At 35.0% G+C, this 19,158-nt stretch carries 21 protein-coding genes; 1 reads left to right on the plus strand and 20 read right to left on the minus strand.

Annotated features, from left to right (window positions below):
- Window positions 1-179: 179 nt before the first annotated feature.
- The 18 genes from ACNQF9_RS03530 to aspS form a co-directional block, all read right to left on the minus strand.
- Complete coding sequence (locus ACNQF9_RS03530) at window positions 180-1,619, minus strand: complex I subunit 4 family protein (RefSeq protein ID WP_417958861.1); 1,440 nt, start codon at window positions 1,617-1,619, stop codon at window positions 180-182.
- A gap of 9 nt (window positions 1,620-1,628) precedes the next feature.
- Window positions 1,629-3,512, minus strand: coding sequence for an NADH-quinone oxidoreductase subunit L (nuoL, locus tag ACNQF9_RS03535; protein ID WP_417958862.1), 1,884 nt, complete (start codon window positions 3,510-3,512; stop codon window positions 1,629-1,631).
- Window positions 3,513-3,518: 6 nt separating this feature from the next.
- A complete protein-coding gene (nuoK, locus tag ACNQF9_RS03540; RefSeq protein WP_066079401.1) occupies window positions 3,519-3,839 on the minus strand; it encodes an NADH-quinone oxidoreductase subunit NuoK in 321 nt (106 codons plus the stop codon).
- A gap of 1 nt (window position 3,840) precedes the next feature.
- On the minus strand, window positions 3,841-4,353 hold the full coding sequence (locus ACNQF9_RS03545) for an NADH-quinone oxidoreductase subunit J family protein (RefSeq protein WP_417958863.1): 513 nt from the start codon (window positions 4,351-4,353) through the stop codon (window positions 3,841-3,843).
- Complete coding sequence (locus ACNQF9_RS03550) at window positions 4,353-4,898, minus strand: NuoI/complex I 23 kDa subunit family protein (RefSeq protein ID WP_417958864.1); 546 nt, start codon at window positions 4,896-4,898, stop codon at window positions 4,353-4,355. Before ACNQF9_RS03550 ends, ACNQF9_RS03545 begins: the two co-directional genes overlap by 1 nt.
- A gap of 63 nt (window positions 4,899-4,961) precedes the next feature.
- Entirely contained in the window at window positions 4,962-5,165 is a 204-nt protein-coding gene (locus ACNQF9_RS03555) for a hypothetical protein (RefSeq protein ID WP_417989666.1), read from the minus strand.
- 69 nt (window positions 5,166-5,234) lie between these two features.
- Window positions 5,235-5,414 carry an ORF6N domain-containing protein gene (locus ACNQF9_RS03560; RefSeq protein ID WP_417989667.1) on the minus strand — a complete coding sequence of 60 codons (180 nt, stop codon included), beginning with the start codon at window positions 5,412-5,414 and terminating at the stop codon, window positions 5,235-5,237.
- Window positions 5,415-5,647: 233 nt separating this feature from the next.
- Window positions 5,648-6,700 (minus strand): NADH-quinone oxidoreductase subunit NuoH, encoded by a 1,053-nt coding sequence (gene nuoH / locus ACNQF9_RS03565; protein WP_417958866.1) that lies wholly within the window; start codon window positions 6,698-6,700, stop codon window positions 5,648-5,650.
- Complete coding sequence (locus ACNQF9_RS03570) at window positions 6,693-7,742, minus strand: NADH-quinone oxidoreductase subunit G (protein ID WP_417958867.1); 1,050 nt, start codon at window positions 7,740-7,742, stop codon at window positions 6,693-6,695. The genes nuoH and ACNQF9_RS03570 overlap by 8 nt, the downstream gene beginning before the upstream one ends.
- 80 nt (window positions 7,743-7,822) lie before the next feature.
- The gene (locus ACNQF9_RS03575) at window positions 7,823-8,395 is read right to left on the minus strand and encodes a hypothetical protein (RefSeq protein ID WP_417958868.1); all 573 of its coding nucleotides are present in this window, start codon (window positions 8,393-8,395) and stop codon (window positions 7,823-7,825) included.
- Window positions 8,396-8,403: 8 nt separating this feature from the next.
- Entirely contained in the window at window positions 8,404-9,771 is a 1,368-nt protein-coding gene (gene nuoF / locus ACNQF9_RS03580) for an NADH-quinone oxidoreductase subunit NuoF (RefSeq protein WP_417958869.1), read from the minus strand.
- A gap of 1 nt (window position 9,772) precedes the next feature.
- On the minus strand, window positions 9,773-10,303 hold the full coding sequence (locus ACNQF9_RS03585; protein ID WP_417958870.1) for a complex I 24 kDa subunit family protein: 531 nt from the start codon (window positions 10,301-10,303) through the stop codon (window positions 9,773-9,775).
- Between the two features lie 82 nt (window positions 10,304-10,385).
- Window positions 10,386-11,624 (minus strand): NADH-quinone oxidoreductase subunit D, encoded by a 1,239-nt coding sequence (locus ACNQF9_RS03590; protein WP_417958871.1) that lies wholly within the window; start codon window positions 11,622-11,624, stop codon window positions 10,386-10,388.
- A gap of 35 nt (window positions 11,625-11,659) precedes the next feature.
- A complete protein-coding gene (locus ACNQF9_RS03595) occupies window positions 11,660-12,181 on the minus strand; it encodes an NADH-quinone oxidoreductase subunit C (RefSeq protein WP_417989668.1) in 522 nt (173 codons plus the stop codon).
- Window positions 12,182-12,184: 3 nt separating this feature from the next.
- On the minus strand, window positions 12,185-12,733 hold the full coding sequence (locus ACNQF9_RS03600) for an NADH-quinone oxidoreductase subunit B (protein ID WP_417958873.1): 549 nt from the start codon (window positions 12,731-12,733) through the stop codon (window positions 12,185-12,187).
- 86 nt (window positions 12,734-12,819) lie between these two features.
- Window positions 12,820-13,185 carry an NADH-quinone oxidoreductase subunit A gene (locus tag ACNQF9_RS03605; protein ID WP_417958874.1) on the minus strand — a complete coding sequence of 122 codons (366 nt, stop codon included), beginning with the start codon at window positions 13,183-13,185 and terminating at the stop codon, window positions 12,820-12,822.
- A gap of 295 nt (window positions 13,186-13,480) precedes the next feature.
- A complete protein-coding gene (locus tag ACNQF9_RS03610) occupies window positions 13,481-13,675 on the minus strand; it encodes a cold-shock protein (protein ID WP_007137066.1) in 195 nt (64 codons plus the stop codon).
- Between the two features lie 132 nt (window positions 13,676-13,807).
- On the minus strand, window positions 13,808-15,553 hold the full coding sequence (gene aspS / locus ACNQF9_RS03615) for an aspartate--tRNA ligase (RefSeq protein WP_417958875.1): 1,746 nt from the start codon (window positions 15,551-15,553) through the stop codon (window positions 13,808-13,810).
- A gap of 225 nt (window positions 15,554-15,778) precedes the next feature.
- Between aspS and ACNQF9_RS03620 the strand changes: the two genes are divergently transcribed.
- Entirely contained in the window at window positions 15,779-16,126 is a 348-nt protein-coding gene (locus tag ACNQF9_RS03620; protein ID WP_417958876.1) for a toxin-antitoxin system YwqK family antitoxin, read from the plus strand.
- 286 nt (window positions 16,127-16,412) lie between these two features.
- Here the strand turns inward: ACNQF9_RS03620 and ACNQF9_RS03625 are convergent, their stop codons facing one another.
- Together ACNQF9_RS03625 and ACNQF9_RS03630 are read right to left on the minus strand one after the other, a co-directional pair.
- Window positions 16,413-18,083, minus strand: coding sequence for a sodium/sugar symporter (locus ACNQF9_RS03625; RefSeq protein WP_417958877.1), 1,671 nt, complete (start codon window positions 18,081-18,083; stop codon window positions 16,413-16,415).
- Window positions 18,084-18,107: 24 nt separating this feature from the next.
- Complete coding sequence (locus ACNQF9_RS03630) at window positions 18,108-19,157, minus strand: UDP-glucose--hexose-1-phosphate uridylyltransferase (RefSeq protein WP_417959395.1); 1,050 nt, start codon at window positions 19,155-19,157, stop codon at window positions 18,108-18,110.
- Window position 19,158 lies beyond the last annotated feature (1 nt).

The raw sequence follows: 19,158 nt of genomic DNA on the forward strand, positions 1-19,158 counted from the left end.
TTTGGGATTTACGAATTAGGATTTAAAAACCAACTAATTCTTTATATCTGAAACCTAATTTATTTGTATTAATAATATATTTTTTTGTACTAATTTTTTTACTTTGAACAGAATGATTTTTAATATCTCACAAAAATCTGAAATCAAAAATCGTTAATCTTCATTCTAAAATCAAAATCCTAATTTCTATTGATAACTTTAAGAATTTCTTCCAGACTTGGGGTAATCAAATCGGTAATTGGCTTTGGATACATCCCAAAAAAGAATAAGACACCTATTATTAGTACCAAAGTTATTCCTTCATTCACTGTTACATCAGCAAAAGGATTAGAATTGGTTTCACCTAACATTGCATGTTGAAACATTTTCAACATATAATATGCTCCTAAAACAATGGTTGTTCCTCCTAAAATGGCAAACCAAATGTTGATTTGTGAAAGACTGTATAAAACGGTGAATTCTCCAATAAAGTTAAAAGTAGTTGGCAAGGCAACAGATGCTAATACCAAAATTAAAAACATCGAAGTGAATTTTGGTGCTTGCGTACGAATACCGCCCATTTCAGCAATGGTTCTAGTTTCGTATCTTCTAAAAATAATTTCAGCTACATAAAATAATCCCACAACTACAAATCCGTGTGCAATCATTTGTAAAACTGCACCTCGCAATCCGTCTAATGTCAGAGTGTATGTTCCTGCTGCAATTAAACCAACGTGAGCCAAAGAAGAATACGCAAGTAATTTCTTTAAATCTTTTTGTTTCAATGCAACGATAGATCCGTAAATCACACCTGCAATTCCAAGTCCGATGAAAATATACATGTATTCTTTGGCTGCCAATGGCGCTAATGGCAATTGCCAACGGATAACACTGTACAATCCCATTTTTAGCATTATACCAGACAAAAGCATCGTACCAACAGTTGGTGCTTTTTGGTACACATTTGCTTGCCAAGTGTGAAAAGGAATCAATGGAATTTTAATGGCATACGCCAAGAAGAAAGCCAGGAATATCCACAATTGCTCAGTTGCCGATAAATCCAATTTGTATAAATCTTCTAATAAAAGACTCCCTGCCTTTTGGTACATGTAAACAAAAGCAACTAACATAAATAAAGAACCGGCTAGTGTATAGATAAAGAATTTAACTACCGCTTTTTTGCGTTCTTCTATGTCTCCGTTACCCCATATTAATGCGATGAAGTAAATAGGAATTAATGCTAATTCCCAGAAAATATAATACAATAATCCATCTGATGCCAAGAAAGTTCCAGCCATTGCAAATGACATAAACAAGATTAAAGCATAAAATGATTTTGAATTTTTATAGTCATTCCCAAAAGAGGAAAATATAATTATTGGAGTCAAAACTGTGGTCAACAAAAGCATCGCCATCGATAATCCATCTGCTTTTAGAGCAAAAGAAATATTGGGCTCAGTGATCCACTTACTGATGAAACTTATATTTTCACCTAAATTATAGTGATTTAATAATACAATAGAAGCGCCTGCAGCAGCTAACCCAAAGAACAAAGCCACTTTTGAAGCCAGTTTATCGCCTGCAAGAAAAGTTGCAAACGCACCAACCAAAAGTATAATTAATATTAGAGATACATTCATGATATATGATTATTGAGCTAAAAATAAATAAGAAACAATGGCACAAAGCCCTAATACGAAAGCAAAAAGATAAAGACCAATGCTTCCATTTTGTATTTTCTTTCCTTGGTAACTTATTTCGTTGGTAACTTTTCCGAATCCAAAAACTAAAGCTGACAAACCTGTTTCTACAGTGTCTCTGAAAAAACGAGACAAGAAATTAATCGGTTTAACAAAAATAGCGTCATAAAATTCATCCACATAATATTTATTGTACAGTACTTTAGAAAATCCTGTGATGGCAGCATCTTCTGTTGGAACTGTATTTTGTTTGATGTATTTGGCGTAAGCCATAACAATTCCTACTAATCCACCCACAACAGCAATGGCCATCAAGATATATTCAGTAGTGCCTAAATGGTGTTCAGCGGTTGCTAATTTTGGTAAAATAGGAGTCAAATAGTTATTCAACCAACTGTTTCCTGGCAAACTGATTAACCCACCGATAGTTGCCAAAATTGCTAAAACGATCAAAGGAATAGTAATTAAAGAAGGACTTTCATGCAAATGATGTTTTTGTTCTGCTGTTCCCCTGAATTCTTGGAAGAACGTTAAAAACATCAAACGAAACATATAGAAAGCAGTCATTATAGAAGCAACCGAAGCCACAATCCATAACGGAATGTTATGATGAAAAGCCACTAATAAAATTTCGTCTTTTGAGAAAAAACCGGAAAACAATGGAACTCCGGAAATGGCTAAAGAAGCAATAAGCATAGTTGCAAAAGTTATTGGCATCGCTTTTTTCAAGCCACCCATCTTGCGCATGTCTTGTTCCCCGTGCAACGCATGAATTACAGAACCTGAACCCAAGAACAAACAAGCTTTAAAGAAAGCGTGTGTGATTACATGAAAAACGGCTACTTCATAAGCACCTAAACCTAGAGCTAAGAACATTAATCCTAATTGAGAAACGGTAGAGTAAGCCAATACTTTCTTGATATCATTTTGAACCAATCCAATGGTTGCAGCAACTAAAGCAGTAACGGCTCCAACAATTGCAATTATCAATTGTACATCCGGAGTCAAATCAAACAAGAAATTCAATCTGGTAATCATAAAAATTCCTGCAGTTACCATCGTAGCGGCGTGAATCAATGCTGAAACCGGTGTTGGACCTGCCATCGCATCTGGTAACCATGTATACAATGGAATTTGTGCCGATTTACCACAAGCTCCAATGAATAAAGCGAAAGCAGCAACTGAAAGCCAATACATATCAAGATCCGTGGCACCAGCGATAGCCGTTTTTAAAGTAGCGTAATCTAAAGTCGAGAATAAATTTCCAAGAATGAAAATTCCAACTAGCAATCCTAAATCACCAATACGGTTCATGATGAATGCTTTCTTGGCTGCATCATTAAATTCTTGGTTTTTATGCCAAAATCCAATTAACAAATACGAACAAAGACCTACGCCTTCCCAACCGATGAACATTACTAATAAGTTACTTCCTATTACCAATGTGATCATGAAGAATATAAACAGATTCAAATACGCGAAAAACTTGTGCATATTTTCATCATCGTGCATGTAACTGATCGAATACAAATGAATCAAAGACCCAATTCCAGTTACGAAAAGCAACCACAAAATGGACAATTGGTCCAATTGAAATCCAAAATCAACTTTGAAAGTACTGATTTGGATCCAGTCAAAAAGAGCAATATGAATTCCTTCTGGTTGGGCCGCAATTCCACTGAAGAAATAAGCAGTCGCAATAAAAGAAACCACTACTGAAAGCGTTCCAATTATTCCCGACAGTGATTTTCCAAGGCTTTTGCCAAAGAAAACATTGATTAAAAATCCTAAAAAAGGAGCAAGAACTAAAACTAAAGCTATATTGGTATTCATTTCCATTTATCCTTTTAGGTTTTTTAAATTATCGATAGTAATTGAACCTAAATTTCTAAAGATAGAAACTAGAATTGCCAATCCTACCGCAACTTCTGCCGCGGCAACAGCCATCGAAAAGAAAACAAAAACTTGTCCTTGCGCATCTTGATGATAGGTTGAAAATGCTACAAACAATAAGTTTACTGCATTCAGCATAATTTCAATTGACATAAATACGATAATGGCATTTCGTCTGTACAACACTCCGAAAACACCAATACAAAAAAGTATTACGCTTAGGAATATATAATTTTCAATACCAATGTGGTTTAAAATATTGTTCATTTTATTTTTGCAATTTTTCTTTTTTAGACAATAACACTGTTCCAATCATAGCAACCAAAAGCAATATAGATGCAAATTCAAACGGAACCATATATTCATTCAATAGTATTTTTCCCAATACTTTTATAGACTGATAATCTTCGCCAGTAGTTACGTATTCTCCAACAATCGGTTTTGAATTTATAAAAATGGCTAACAAAACCAAACAAATCAAACAAAAAGAAACAATAGCACCAAGACGCGTAATTCGAGGTCGGTGCACTTCTTTTTCCTCATTTAAATTCATCAACATGATGGTGAATAAAAACAAAATCATAATCGCTCCAGAATACACAATAATGTGCACTATCGCTAAAAATTGAGAATTCAATAATAGATAATGACCAGCTATCGAAAAGAAACAAATCACCAAATAAATAGCACTGTGAATCGGATTTCTACTAAAAATTGTCAAAAATGCCGTTGACAAAGTTATCGCTGATAAAACACAAAAAATAATAAGTATCGTAGACATTAGTTAGCGTTTTTAAGTTGAGCGTTTTTCATTGCCATTTCCAACGGCATGACCAATTTGTCTTTTCCAAAGATAAAATCTTCTCTTTCATAACTGGAAGGAACCAATACTTTAGAAGTCGTCAGGTAAATAGCATCTTTCGGACAAGCCTCCTCACACAACCCACAAAAAATACAACGCAACATATTAATTTCATATATCGACGCATATTTTTCTTCTCTGTACAAATGTTTTTCATCTGCTCTGCGCTCTTCTGCTTTCATCGTAATGGCTTCGGCAGGACAGGACAGCGCACACAAACCACAAGCTGTACAATTCTCACGACCTTCCTCGTCGCGTTTCAACATGTGCTGACCACGATACACTGGACTCATTTCACGTACTTGCTCCGGGTATTGAATCGTTACTTTTCTGGTGAACAAATGCTGAATCGTAATTATCAAACCTTTGACAATCGCAATAAGATACATTCTTTCCCAAAAAGTCATCTCCTTGTTAGAGACTAGCTTTTTTCTTCCCGATAAGGATATACTTTCTATTGACATTTTTTATTTTTATTTGAAGCTTAATCCTGCTATTCGCTATTATTAATGTTTATTTTTTAAATTCTAATTTTTGTAACCAATTTTATTCCTTTCTATTTTATTGTCTTGTTTTTCCATCAATTCATCCAAATAAGTAAAAACCAATTCAATATTTTTATCATGATTCGTCAACTTCTTTTTTATTTCTTCGATTTCTAATTTTACACTTAGATTGTTGTTTATAAACTCCCGCAAACTTACAAATATCTCTATTATTTTGATACTCATTTGAGTTGCTCTTTCGCTTTTCACAACATTAGACAACTGCAATATTCCATGTTCTGTAAATACATAAGGCTACGAACCTCCTAAAACTTGTCTTGAAGGTATCGCATTTTGTGATACCATTAAATCAACCTCAATTTCATTAAGCCTAAACATAAAATGCTCAGGAAACTTATCGATGTTACGATTAACTTGTTGTCGTAATCTTTTTGGGGAGACATCATACAAATCAGCTAAATCTCTATCTAGCATAACTTTTAGGTTTCTAATAAAATAAATTTTATTAGTTATTACCTGTTTGGTATAATGATCTCATCCATATTAAAAGACAATCTTAGTTAAAAATCAATTAATTGTAATCCATTTCCGAAGGGGTTGCAAATTGCAACCCCTTCGGAAATGGATTACAATTATAATTATATATTATTCATTTCTAAATGATCGCAAATTGCGACATCTTGAATTTTCACTTGTTTTATACAATCTTAAAATCCTAAATAAGTAGCAATTTCTGCTCTCAAAATTACAATTCCGGTGATGATAATATTGATGATCGCCAATGGAATTAATATCCTCCAACCCAAGTGCATCAGTTGATCGTATCTGAATCTTGGAATAGTCCAGCGAACCCACATATAGAAAAAGATAAATCCACATAATTTGATAAATAAAGCGCCAAATCCTAAAACATTGGCAATATTCACTCCCCAATTTTCAACAACCCAACTCATTCCAGGATAATTATAGCCTCCAAAGAATAAAACCGCCAAAATTGTAGAGGAAATAAACATATTCGCATATTCAGCAAATAAATAAAAACCCATTTTCATCGATGAATATTCGGTGTGATATCCTCCAATAAGTTCCGTTTCGCATTCCGCTAAGTCAAAAGGCGTTCTGTTTGATTCGGCAAAAGCACAAATTAAAAATATAATAAAAGACAACGGTTGGTAAAACACATTCCAATTCATTCCTGCTTGCTGTTCGGAGATCTCTCGTAAACTCAACGTTCCAGTCATCATCAATAAAGCAATTATGGATAATCCCATCGCAACTTCATAAGACACCATTTGCGATGCAGCACGGACCGCACCAATCAAAGAGAACTTATTATTAGATGCCCAACCCCCAATCATAATTCCATAAACACCCACGGAAACAACGCCAAAAAAGTACAACAATCCAATATTTAAATCTGTAGCCTGCAGTAAGATATCTCTTCCAAACAAATGCAACCGGTCTCCCCAAGGAATTACGGCGCTTGTCATTAATGCGGTACTCATTGCAATTGCCGGACCTACAAAAAATAAAAATCGGTTCGGAGTGTTTGGCTCAAATTCTTCTTTCGAAAATAATTTTAAACCATCTGCAAGTGGTTGCAACAATCCAAAAGGACCGGCTCTGTTAGGTCCAACACGATCTTGAAGCCAAGCGGCCACTTTTCGTTCTGCCCAAGTGGAATACATTGCCATCAACATTGTCAAAGCAAAAACTGCAACAATGATGACACTTTTTTCTATGATAATAGTACTATCCATTATTACCCAAGCTTTTTTGATTAATAATGTCTTCTTCGGTCAATGGAATTTCGGCCATGCTTATTTTCTTACGGTCTTCTTCTCTACCTAAAAGGATATGATCTTCGGTAGCGATTTCCACTTTTTGTAATTTTCTGTTGTATTTATTTTGGTTGATCACTGAATCTTTTTCGAATGCTCTTGGCCCTTCAATAGTCCAATCGGCAATATCTTTGTGGTCAAAACGACAACCATTACAAATAAATTCATCTACTTCATGGTACTCATCTTTTCTACCGGTAACCCGTTGAATTTCGTCACCAAACATCCAAACGGTAGTTTTTCCAGAGCAAGTAGGGCAATCTCTGTGTGCATCATAAGGTTTACTGAACCAAACTCTAGATTTAAATCGAAACGTTTTGTCTGTTAAAGCACCTACAGGACACACGTCAATCATATTTCCAGAAAACTCATTATCAACCGCTTTTGAGATACAAGTCGAGATATTCGAATGATCGCCTCTATCCATTACCCCGTGAACACGATCATCAGTCAATTGATCCGCCACCATTACACAACGGTAACAAAGAATACAGCGGTTCATATGCAATTGAATATTTGGACCTATATTTTCGGGCTCAAATGTTCTTTTTTCTTCGATAAAACGAGTTTCTGATTTCCCGTGCTCAAAGCTTAAATTTTGCAAATCACATTCGCCAGCTTGATCACAAACCGGACAATCTAATGGGTGATTGATCAATAAAAACTCAGTTACTGATTTTCTTGCTTCTTGAACTCTCGGTGAAGATTTACTGTTCACTTCCATTCCGTCCATACAGCCGGTTACACAAGATGCCATTAATTTAGGCATTGGTCTTGGATCAGCTTCACTTCCTTTGGCAACTTCCACTAAACAACAACGGCATTTTCCACCGCTTCCTTTTAGTTTAGAATAATAGCACATTGCTGGCGGAACTACTTCTCCACCTATCATCCTTGCTGCTTGAAGGATTGTGGTTCCTGGTTCTACTTCTATTGACTGTCCGTCTATTGTTACTTTCATTTCTTATCTTGTTTAAATTTTCAAGTTAAAAGTTTCAAGTTGTTAAACTTAAAATATTGTTTTGAAATTCCTTGCAATTTTTAATTATCGAAGTGTTTATTATATAATTTTACAACTTCTTCGAACTGATTTAGTTTATAATATTTATCAGAATCTATCCATTTTTGATTTAAATCTGGATAATCTACTATTTGTTTAGACAATCCTTTTCTTAAATTTAAAGGATTTATTTCAACCAATTTTCCTCCCTTTAGTAAATAAAGTTGTTCACTAATCAAAATTCCTAATGCACCACCTGAATTATTTAGATATACTTTATAATAAGATAATTTTCCCTTTATAATTTCGTGATAAAAATAATTATGATTTGCAATACTAACAAATTTATAATCTCCAGAATTTGTCTTTGAAATAAAAAAAGAATTGATCTCGTTTGGTTTAAATTTTAATTTTTCACCATTGTTAGTTATTATTTTTATTTTATTTCTAACCGTTTGAGGGTCAAATTTTTCAGAATTAAATAAATTTACAAAAATATCAAAGTCACATTTTATCGTATCATTTTTTATTGTCACATAATAACCTTTATAATTTTGCCCATAAATACTAAAATTTAAAATTATAATAACAAAAACCATTAATAACTTTTTCATATTTAGTTTTATACTGTTACTTTAGAAACTAAATGCTTTACTTTTTCAAAAGGCTCAGCAACAAAATGATCTCTATTTTTAATTTTTTCCGGGAAACGGATATGGTATTCAAATTCCTCTCTAAAGTGACGAATTGCAGCTGCCACTGGCCAAGCCGCCGCATCACCTAATGGACAAATTGTATTTCCTTCAATTTTACTTTGAATGCTCAACAGCAAATCGATATCTTCTTCACGACCATGACCGTTTTCTATTCGATGCAATACTTTTTCCATCCAGCCTGTACCTTCACGACAAGGGGAACATTGTCCACAACTTTCATGATGGTAAAAACGAGAGAAATTCCAAGTATTACGAACGATGCAAGACGTATCGTTGTATACGATAAACCCACCTGATCCTAACATAGAACCCGTTGCAAATCCTCCGTCACTTAACGATTCGTAGGACATCAAACGATCTTCGCCAGCGGCAGTTTTATAAATTAAATGAGCAGGTAAAACGGGAACAGAACTTCCTCCCGGTACAAATGCTTTTAAAGGTCTGTCCGAACTCATTCCGCCTAAATATTCATCCGAATTCATGAATTCGTAAACACTTAAACCCATTTCAATTTCGTAAACACCTGGGTTTTTAATATGCCCTGAAGCCGAAATTAATTTGGTTCCTGTAGAACGTCCAATACCAATTTTGGCATATTCGGCGCCTGAATTATTAACAATCCAAGGCACTGCGGCGATCGTCTCTACGTTATTAACCACCGTTGGATTTGCCCAAAGTCCTGAAATAGCAGGAAAGGGTGGCTTGATACGAGGATTTCCTCTTTTACCTTCCAACGATTCAATCAACGCAGTTTCTTCACCACAAATGTAAGCTCCAGCACCACAATGAACATACAGTTCTAAATCGTAGCCTGAACCTAATATATTTTTACCCAGAAATCCAGCAGCTTTAGCTTCGTTAATGGCTCTTTCTAATATTTTATACACCCACATGTATTCTCCACGAATATAGATGTAGGAGAGGTTAGCTCCCAAAGCATAACTCGATGTAATCATTCCTTCAATCAATAAATGAGGAATAAATTCCATTAAATAACGGTCTTTAAAAGTTCCCGGTTCTGATTCATCTGCATTACAAACTAAATGTCTTGGTTTTCCTGATTTTTTATCAATAAAACTCCATTTCATTCCTGCGGGGAATCCTGCTCCACCACGACCACGCAACCCAGAAGTTTTCACCTCTTCAACTACTTCATCCGGTGTTAATGTTTTTATGGCTTTTTCTACTGAAGCATATCCTCCGTTTTGACGGTACACTTCATAGGTTTTAATTCCAGGAATATTTATTTTATCTAATAATATTTTTTGTGACATATTATTTATCGTGTACTATTATTGTATCGTTTTTGCAATCTGCAATTAATTGATCGATTTTTGCTGCCGTCAAATGCTCTTTATAAAAATCACCTAATTGCATCATTGGTGCGTATCCACAGGCCCCTAAACACTCGACGCCTCTAACTTCGAAGAGACCGTCTGCAGTGGGCTCACCCACTTTTACGCCTAATTTTTCACAGGTGTAATCCATTAAATCCTCGACTCCATTCAAACAACACGGAGACGTTTGACAAAATTCGAACATGTATTTTCCAACTGGTCTTTGGTTGTACATCGTATAAAACGAAACCACTTCGTAAACTTCAATTGGTTTTATCAAAAGGATTTCGGCTACTTTATTCATTAATTCAATACTCAACCAATTCTCGTGAGCATCTTGAACTTCATGTAAAACAGGCAATAATGCCGATTTTCTTTTGTCTTCAGGATAATGACTAATCAATTCATTGATGCGAGTCATCAATGTTTCGGTCATATTTATTTCTTGTTTGTGATACGTTCTTTCCATTTTTATTTTTTTTGCCACGAAGGCACAAAGTCACAAAGTTTTATTTTAAAATCTGAAATTGTTAATCAATAATCTGAAATCTTTATGCGTCTAATTCTCCAGCAATAACATTTAAACTTGACAAAATAACAATTGCGTCCGATAGCAATGCTCCTTTGATCATTTCTGGATACGCTTGATAGTAAATAAAACAAGGCCTGCGAAAATGCAGTCTGTAAGGCGTTCTACTTCCGTCAGTAACTAAATAAAAACCTAATTCACCGTTTCCGCCTTCTACAGGATGGTATATTTCGGCAACAGGAACAGGAATTTCTCCCATTACAATTTTGAAGTGATAAATTAATGATTCCATACTGGTGTAAACATCCTCTTTTGGCGGAAGGTAATAATCCGGAACATCGGCATGAAAGTCATTCCCTTCCGGCATTTTTGCTAATGCTTGACGAATGATGCTCAAACTTTCCCAAACTTCGGCATTACGAACACAAAAACGATCGTACGTATCACCTGATTTTCCAACAGGAATAATAAAATCAAAATCTTCATAAGAAGAATACGGTTGTGCCACACGAACATCATAATCAACACCCGCAGCACGTAAATTTGGACCTGTAAATCCGTATGCCATCGCTTGTTCGGCTGTTATAGCTCCAACATTAACCGTTCTGTCAATAAAAATTCTATTTCTTTCGAATAAGTTTTCAAATTCTTTCCAAGCTGCTGGAAATTCTTCTAAAAACACATCTAATTTTCTAAAAGCTTCTGGTGACCAATCTCTTTCGAAACCACCAATTCTTCCCATATTAGTAGTCAAACGAGCACCACAAATTTCTTCGTAGATTTCATACACTTTTTCTCTAAATTGGAACACATATAAAAATCCGGTATAAGCTCCGGTATCCACACCAAGGATTGAATTACAAATGATATGATCTGTTATTCTGGCCAATTCCATTACAATAACCCTTAAATATTGTGCTCTTTTAGGAACTTCAATATCTAATAATTTCTCTAATGTCATCCACCAACCCATATTGTTTATAGGCGATGAACAATAGTTCATTCTATCAGTAAGAGGCGTGATTTGATAAAATGGACGGTTTTCAGCAATTTTTTCGAAAGCTCTGTGAATGTAACCAATAGTTGGTTCCGCCTCTAGAATTCGTTCCCCATCCATCAACAAGATATTTTGAAAAATACCGTGTGTAGCCGGGTGCGTAGGTCCTAAATTCAGTATAGAAAGCTCGCTTCCGTCTTCGTTTAGTTGCTCCTTTATTCTTTTAGCATAGCGATGCTCTGGGGGTAATAATAGTTCTGACATTTAGTTAATGTGAAAAATTATAATAGTGAGTGTTTTTAATAATTGTCGGTTGTTCTTCCAAAGAAACGGTCATCTTTATCCGTTCTTCCGCTATCTTCCATTGGAAACTCTTTTCGCATTGGAAAAGAAATCATTTCATCCATATTCAAAATACGTTTCAATTGTGGATGACCAATAAAATTTATCCCATAAAAATCAAATGTTTCTCTTTCCATCCAATCTGAACTTAAGAAAATATTTGATATCGTTTTTATTTCTGGGTTTTCACCGTTAATAAATACCTTAATTTTAATTCTTTTACTTTCGTACCAATTGTGCAAATGATACACTACCGCAAATTGATGTTCCACATCATTGTCAGGATAGTGAATCCCACACAAATCAGTTAAAAAATGAAAACGCAATGTTGGGTCATTTTTCAAAAAAAGAATCACAGCCGTAATTTTATCGGAAGCGACTTCAAATGAAAATATATCTTTTTCCTGCTTGAATTCAAAAACAGCCGAATCAAATGTTTCAACTAGTTTTTCTTGGATTTGTATTGTTTCTAGCGCCATTATTTATTTGATATTATAAGAAGCCAATAATTCTTGGTATTCTGGAGAACTTCTTCTTCGTACAGATTCATTTCTCACTAATTCCTGTAATTTCATAACACCATCAACAATTTGCTCTGGTCTTGGAGGACAACCCGGAACATAAACATCTACCGGAATTACCTTATCAATTCCCTGCAAAACCGAATAGGTATCAAAAATTCCACCCGAACAAGCACAAGCCCCTACAGCGATTACCCAACGAGGTTCTGACATTTGCTCATAAACCTGACGCAATATAGGCGCCATTTTTTTAGAAATTGTTCCCATCACCATTAGCATATCCGCTTGACGAGGAGAGAAACTCACTCGCTCTGAACCAAAACGTGCTAAATCATAATGCGAAGCCATTGTAGCCATAAATTCAATCCCGCAACAAGAGGTAGCAAATGGCAAAGGCCATAATGAATTAGCACGAGCCATTCCCACAACATCATTCAGTTTTGTAGCGAAGAAACCTTCTCCAACAACACCTTCTGGAGGGGCAACCATATTTATTTTAGAATCGCTCATTTTTTATTATTTTGAATTATAAAATTTGGATTATAAATTACTAAAACATCATTTTAAATTTAGAACCCAGCTTTTAGAATAAATCTTTATTCCCACTCTAACGCTTTCTTTTTGATAATGTAGAAAAAACCTACCAAAAGTAATAACATAAAAATCACCATTTTAACCATCCCTTCCATTCCTAACTCTTTGAAATTGATTGCCCACGGGTACAGAAAAATTACCTCAACATCAAACAATACAAACAATATGGCAACCAGAAAATATTTAACTGAAAAAGGAATTCTAGCATTTCCTACTGATTCGATACCACATTCGAAGTTTTTATCTTTAATTTCAGAAGAACGTTTAGGCCCTAATTTACCTGAAATTAATATCGTTCCTACTACAAATCCTACAGCTAAAACAAACTGCATTAAAATAGGAATATAATTTAATTGATCGGATTGCATATTACGCGTTTTTTGAATGAAAATAAGCCACAAAGATACCTTTCAAATTATTAAATAACAATTAAAACTTAAAAATAGATCACAACTACAACGTTGTAAATTTACAATTTTTATTAATTATAAATAAGAGATATTTTTATCTTAAGATGTGTTTAACGTTTGTAAAAATTCATCAATCTTAAAAGGAAGGCTAATTTATTTCGAAAATAAAAAATTTAGAATAAAAAAAAACGTCCCGATATAAATCGGAACGTCTTTTAAACATTCGTAGGCAAAAAAAATAATTTTTTTATGCTTAGATAACTGCTACTTTCGCAGCAACTTTTCCTTTTCTTCCTTCTTCTTCTTCATAGCTAACTCTGTCACCTTCGCGCAATTCTTCCGCGTTGATTCCTGATGCATGAACAAAAATGTCTTTTCCTGTTTCTTCGTCTGTAATGAATCCGTAACCTTTAGATTCATTGAAAAATTTAACTGTACCTGTACGCATTGTAATAGTAATAATAATTTATAATGAGGCAAATGTAATATTTAATATAATACGAAATACCATCTTGTGTTTTTATTTTGCAAAAATATTGATATTCAACGTTTTCTAACAAATTTTATCGACAAACTGCAATTACATTACTCTTATATGAAGCTCTTTTAACTGCAAATCATCAATTGCAGATGGGGCATCTATCATGACATCTCTTCCTGAATTATTTTTTGGAAAAGCAATAAAGTCCCGTATGGTTTCCTGACCACCTAAAATCGCAACTAATCTATCCAATCCAAAAGCCAAACCACCGTGGGGCGGTGCGCCAAACTGGAATGCATCCATCAAGAACCCAAACTGGGCCTTGGCTTCTTCTTCGGTAAATCCTAAATACTTGAACATCAATTGTTGCGTAGCTTTATCGTGTATGCGTATCGAACCACCACCAATTTCGTTTCCATTCAAAACCATATCATACGCATTAGCACGCACTTCTCCCGGGTTAGTTTCTAACAAATGCATGTCTTCTGGCTTAGGAGAAGTAAAGGGGTGATGCATGGCATGGTAACGACCACTTTCCTCATCAAATTCTAATAACGGAAAGTCAACTACCCAAAGTGGCGCAAATTCCGCCGGATTTCGCAACCCTAATCGTGTCGCTACTTCCATACGCAACGCACTTAACTGTGTACGTGTTTTAGCCGCTGGACCAGAAAGTACAAGAATCATGTCGCCCGGTTGAGCTCCTGTAGTTTTTGCCCAATTACTTAAATCATCTTGATTGTAAAATTTATCTACTGATGATTTATAACTACCGTCTTCGTTGCATTTCACATACACCATTCCAGATGCACCTATTTGAGGACGTTTTACCCAGTCAATTAATCCATCAATTTCCTTACGGGTATAATTTCCAACTCCTGGTACTGCTATTCCTACCACTAATTCGGCAGTATTAAAAACCGAAAAATCTTTATGCTGTGCAAATTGGTTTAGTTCCCCAAACTCCATACCAAAACGAATATCTGGTTTGTCATTACCGTATGTTTTCATGGCATGTTCATAGGTCATTCTTGGGAATTTATCTACTTCGATACCTTTTATTTCTTTTAATAAATGTCTCGTCAGTCCTTCAAAAACATTCAAAATATCTTCTTGTTCCACGAAAGCCATTTCACAATCGATTTGCGTAAATTCAGGCTGTCTATCCGCGCGCAGGTCTTCATCACGGAAACATTTCACAATTTGAAAATATTTATCCATTCCACCCACCATCAATAACTGTTTAAAAGTTTGAGGCGATTGAGGCAAAGCATAAAACTGTCCTTCATTCATTCGAGAAGGCACCACAAAATCTCTAGCTCCTTCCGGAGTAGATTTGATCAAATAAGGTGTTTCTACTTCGCAAAAATCCAAATCCGAAAGATACTTACGCACTTCCATAGCAACTTTATGACGAAACATCAAACTGTTTTTCACCGGATTCCTTCTTATATCCAGGTAACGGTATTTCATTCGGATGTCTTCTCCGCCGTCTGTTTCATCCTCTATAGTAAAAGGGGGAGTAAGCGAAGCATTAAGAATTTTCAATTCTGTTACTAAAATTTCTATTTCACCTGTAGCTATATTTTTATTTTTGGCTTCACGCTCAATAACAGTTCCAGTCACCTGAATTACAAATTCACGACCAAGAGTTTTAGCCCGTTCAAAAACTGATTTTTCAGAACGACCTTCATCAAAAATCAATTGTGTAATTCCATAACGATCGCGTAAATCGACCCAGTTCATAAATCCCTTGTCACGTGATTTCTGAACCCATCCCGCTAGTGTAACTTCTGTATTAATGTGTGCAGCGTTCAACTCGCCACAATTATGACTTCTATACATGATCCAAATTTTAGATTATTTCGCCCTAAAGGCACGGTTGCAAATTTAGAACTAATTATGAAGAATGAATTGAGAAATACCAAATTTTAGTTATTCGTTTTTATATAAAGTTTATTCAAATGTTAAATTTCATTTCAACGTTACTAAATTGTTAACTAAAAGTTTTTTTATTGTAAAATACTTTATATATTTGTTAAGCTAATATGAATTTAAAAAACCAATAACATGAAAAAATATATAATCTTAACAGCCATTTTATTTTCAGGGGTGCTATTCGCACAAGAAAACAATCCAAAATTAGAAATCGTAGGACAAATGGTTAAAACAACCTACTTTTTTGAAAACGGAAAGATTCAACAAGAAGGATTCTTTAAAAACGGGAAACTTGAAGGAACATGGGTTTCTTATGATACAAATGGAAACAAAAAATCTGTAGGAAATTATCAAAATGGCACAAAAACTGGGAAATGGTTTTTCTGGAACGGAAACAACCTAAACGAAGTTGATTATTCTAACAGTAGAATTGCCTCAGTAAAAACATGGAAACAAGATGCATTGGTTAACAGGGACTAATAAAGCATTTATTAAAATACAAAAAAAGCTTTCGGTATGTCGAAGGCTTTTTTTGTGATTTATTGTTAAACTACACTTTAGAGTTTTTTCCCAAAGAAAAGGATGTAAGTTAAAGACAACTTGTAAACACATCGATCGTTCCTTTAAAATATGAATCGGGTATTAAAAAAACTTTACACGAATCTAAATTACTGGTATCAATTCACATTATACGCTACTATTAAATAAAAAGCGATGAATTCAATAGGAATTGAACGCATCGCTTTTTTTGAATCCAAGTTATTTACTACCAAAAGATAGTATAGAAAGCAGCAATAATCGAAAGTACAATCAACATCCCGACAGTAAAACCCGGTGACATTTTAAACATAGAACGGTCAATTTCCAATCCATTTGTTTTAACACCTCTAGCTGTTTCATACATACTAATACTGAACATTCCGATTACGCAAATCAAGAATACAAATCCCATTCGGTCAACAAAAGGAATCTCATAAACACCATCAGCATTTGGAACTGAAAAACCAGTTGAATGAAGGAACGATAAATCTACAAAAGCCGGCATAAATTTAAAGAGTATGGAAAACATAAACCCTCCAATTGTAGCAAACAAAGCCGCATTAGAAGTTGTTTTTTTCCAGAAGAATCCTAAAATAAACATGGCAAAAACTCCCGGACTTACAAATCCCGTATATTCCTGAATGTACTGAAATCCTCCTTTTTTATCAATTCCTAAAAAAGGCGCCACCATAACTGCAATTAACATCGCAACAACAATTGCTTTTTTACCCACATTTACTAATTTTTTTTCATCGGCATCAATGTTCAGTTTGGTTTTGTAAATATCCAAAGTGAAAATTGTAGCGATACTATTCGCTTTTCCAGCCAATGAAGCAACAATAGCGGCAGTCAAAGCAGCAAATGAAAGTCCTTTTAAACCTACCGGAAGTAAGTTTAACAAGACTGGGTAGGCACGATCAGGATTTACAGTGCCATCTTGCAGCATTTCAGTACCAAAATGTCCGTTTTGATACAATACAAAAGCCGCTATTCCGGGTAAAACAACAATTATAGGCATTAATAATTTTAAGAAAGCAGCGAACAAAATTCCATTTCTGGCAGTTTTTAAATCAGCACCCAATGCACGTTGTGTAATGTATTGATTGCAACCCCAATAATTTAAATTGATGATTAACATTCCTCCTATCAAAACTGACAATCCCGGTAAATCCATATAATTAGGATTCGTTTTTTCGAAAATCATATGAAAATGATCGTTCGCATGCGTAGTCATCAAATTGAAACCATTTATAACTCCTGAAGAACCAAATTCTTCGGCAACTAGATTCAATGCTAAATAAGTAGTTACTAATCCCCCCAGAATCAAAAAGAAAACCTGAATCACATCCGTATATCCAATCACTTTCATTCCGCCCAATGTGATCATTACTGCAAAAAAGGCCAAGAAAATCATACATAAAGTAATGTCTAATCCGGAGATACTGCTTATCGCCAAAGCTCCCAAATACAATATAGACGTTAGGTTTACCAAAACATATAAGAGCAACCAAAACACCGCCATAATCATAGCAACATTACTGTTATACCTTTGATTCAGGTATTGCGGCATGGTGAAAATTTTGTTTTTCAAATACACCGGAATAAAGAAAATGGCAACAATAATCAAGGTAAAAGCCGCCATCCATTCATAAGTTGCAATTGCAAGTCCCATTTTGAAACCGCTTCCACTCATTCCTATAAACTGCTCGGCACTAATATTACTGGCAATTAATGATGCGCCAATGGCCCACCAAGTGAGTGATCCTTCGGCTAAGAAATAATCTTTACTGCTCGTTTCTTCCTTCTTTTTCTTCCTGTAAATCCATATTCCATAACTGACGATCAGGATGAAATAGAAGAAAAAGACAATGTAATCTTGGATTGCTAAAGTTTGCATTGGTTAACTGTTTTTAGTTATTGGTTATTTATTTTTATAATGTACATTCGATTGCTCTCTTAAAACGGCAGCACTTTTCTCTGCTGTGATGTCTCTTTGCGATTCACCCATCATTTCGTAGCCTACCATAAATTTTTTTACGGTTGCAGAACGCAATAATGGCGGATAAAAGTGCATATGAAAATGCCATTCTGGATGTAATTCCCCATCAGTAGGCGCCTGATGTATTCCAGACGAATAAGGAAACGACGTCTCAAAAAGGTTGTCGTATTTGGTCGTCAATTGCTTTAAAGTCAAAGCAAAATCAGTTACTTCTGCTTCAGTAAATTCAGTTATTTTTCCAAGGTCACGCTTACTGACAATCATTGTTTCGTAGGGCCAAATCGCCCAAAAAGGTACTAGTGCCACAAAATGATCGTTTTCAATGACAATGCGTTCTTGTAACTTCAATTCTTCCTGTAAATAGTCCTGCAAAAGCGTTCTTTGATGTTCATCATAGTACCCTTTAAGACTATTTTGTGTTTTCTCCACTTCCGTTGGCAGGGAGGATTGTGCCCAGATTTGCCCGTGCGGATGAGGATTGCTGCATCCCATTACGCTTCCTTTGTTTTCAAAAATCTGAACATGATTAATATAGTCCAGATTACCTAAATCCAAGTATTCCTTTTGCCAGGTTTGTATGATGTTTTCAATTGCTTCTGTTGGCATTTCAGGCAATGTCAAATTGTGTTTTGGGGAAAAGCAAACCACTCGAGAAATTCCTCTTTCCGGTTTCGCTTTAAAAAAAGTCTCGTTTTTATTTTCTTCAAAAATAATTTCTTCTTGTTTTAAAGCGGCAAAATCATTTTCAAAAACAAAAGAACTTTCATAATCTGGATTGACCATTCCATTCGCTCGAACATTTCCCGGACACAAATAACATGTTGAGTCATACTCAGGCAATGCATCCGAAGTTACTGTTTCATTTTGTCCTTGCCAAGGTCGCTTAGCTCGATGCGGAGAAACTAAAACCCACTCATTTATTAACGGATTATAGCGTCTGTGGGGATCCTCGTTGATGTCAAAATTTTTCATG

The organism is Flavobacterium amylolyticum (assembly GCF_048284335.1).
Classification (GTDB): domain Bacteria; phylum Bacteroidota; class Bacteroidia; order Flavobacteriales; family Flavobacteriaceae; genus Flavobacterium.

Bases quoted from the DNA above. Each gene is read 5' to 3' on its own strand.
- ACNQF9_RS03530 (WP_417958861.1), bottom strand. From the start codon at position 1,619: ATGAATGTATCTCTAATATTAATTATACTTTTGGTTGGTGCGTTTGCA.
- nuoL (WP_417958862.1), bottom strand. From the start codon at position 3,512: ATGAATACCAATATAGCTTTAGTTTTAGTTCTTGCTCCTTTTTTAGGA.
- nuoK (WP_066079401.1), bottom strand. From the start codon at position 3,839: ATGAACAATATTTTAAACCACATTGGTATTGAAAATTATATATTCCTA.
- ACNQF9_RS03545 (WP_417958863.1), bottom strand. From the start codon at position 4,353: ATGTCTACGATACTTATTATTTTTTGTGTTTTATCAGCGATAACTTTG.
- ACNQF9_RS03550 (WP_417958864.1), bottom strand. From the start codon at position 4,898: ATGTCAATAGAAAGTATATCCTTATCGGGAAGAAAAAAGCTAGTCTCT.
- ACNQF9_RS03555 (WP_417989666.1), bottom strand. From the start codon at position 5,165: ATGAGTATCAAAATAATAGAGATATTTGTAAGTTTGCGGGAGTTTATA.
- ACNQF9_RS03560 (WP_417989667.1), bottom strand. From the start codon at position 5,414: ATGCTAGATAGAGATTTAGCTGATTTGTATGATGTCTCCCCAAAAAGA.
- nuoH (WP_417958866.1), bottom strand. From the start codon at position 6,700: ATGGATAGTACTATTATCATAGAAAAAAGTGTCATCATTGTTGCAGTT.
- ACNQF9_RS03570 (WP_417958867.1), bottom strand. From the start codon at position 7,742: ATGAAAGTAACAATAGACGGACAGTCAATAGAAGTAGAACCAGGAACC.
- ACNQF9_RS03575 (WP_417958868.1), bottom strand. From the start codon at position 8,395: ATGAAAAAGTTATTAATGGTTTTTGTTATTATAATTTTAAATTTTAGT.
- nuoF (WP_417958869.1), bottom strand. From the start codon at position 9,771: ATGTCACAAAAAATATTATTAGATAAAATAAATATTCCTGGAATTAAA.
- ACNQF9_RS03585 (WP_417958870.1), bottom strand. From the start codon at position 10,303: ATGGAAAGAACGTATCACAAACAAGAAATAAATATGACCGAAACATTG.
- ACNQF9_RS03590 (WP_417958871.1), bottom strand. From the start codon at position 11,624: ATGTCAGAACTATTATTACCCCCAGAGCATCGCTATGCTAAAAGAATA.
- ACNQF9_RS03595 (WP_417989668.1), bottom strand. From the start codon at position 12,181: ATGGCGCTAGAAACAATACAAATCCAAGAAAAACTAGTTGAAACATTT.
- ACNQF9_RS03600 (WP_417958873.1), bottom strand. From the start codon at position 12,733: ATGAGCGATTCTAAAATAAATATGGTTGCCCCTCCAGAAGGTGTTGTT.
- ACNQF9_RS03605 (WP_417958874.1), bottom strand. From the start codon at position 13,185: ATGCAATCCGATCAATTAAATTATATTCCTATTTTAATGCAGTTTGTT.
- ACNQF9_RS03610 (WP_007137066.1), bottom strand. From the start codon at position 13,675: ATGCGTACAGGTACAGTTAAATTTTTCAATGAATCTAAAGGTTACGGA.
- aspS (WP_417958875.1), bottom strand. From the start codon at position 15,553: ATGTATAGAAGTCATAATTGTGGCGAGTTGAACGCTGCACACATTAAT.
- ACNQF9_RS03620 (WP_417958876.1), top strand. From the start codon at position 15,779: ATGAAAAAATATATAATCTTAACAGCCATTTTATTTTCAGGGGTGCTA.
- ACNQF9_RS03625 (WP_417958877.1), bottom strand. From the start codon at position 18,083: ATGCAAACTTTAGCAATCCAAGATTACATTGTCTTTTTCTTCTATTTC.
- ACNQF9_RS03630 (WP_417959395.1), bottom strand. From the start codon at position 19,157: ATGAAAAATTTTGACATCAACGAGGATCCCCACAGACGCTATAATCCG.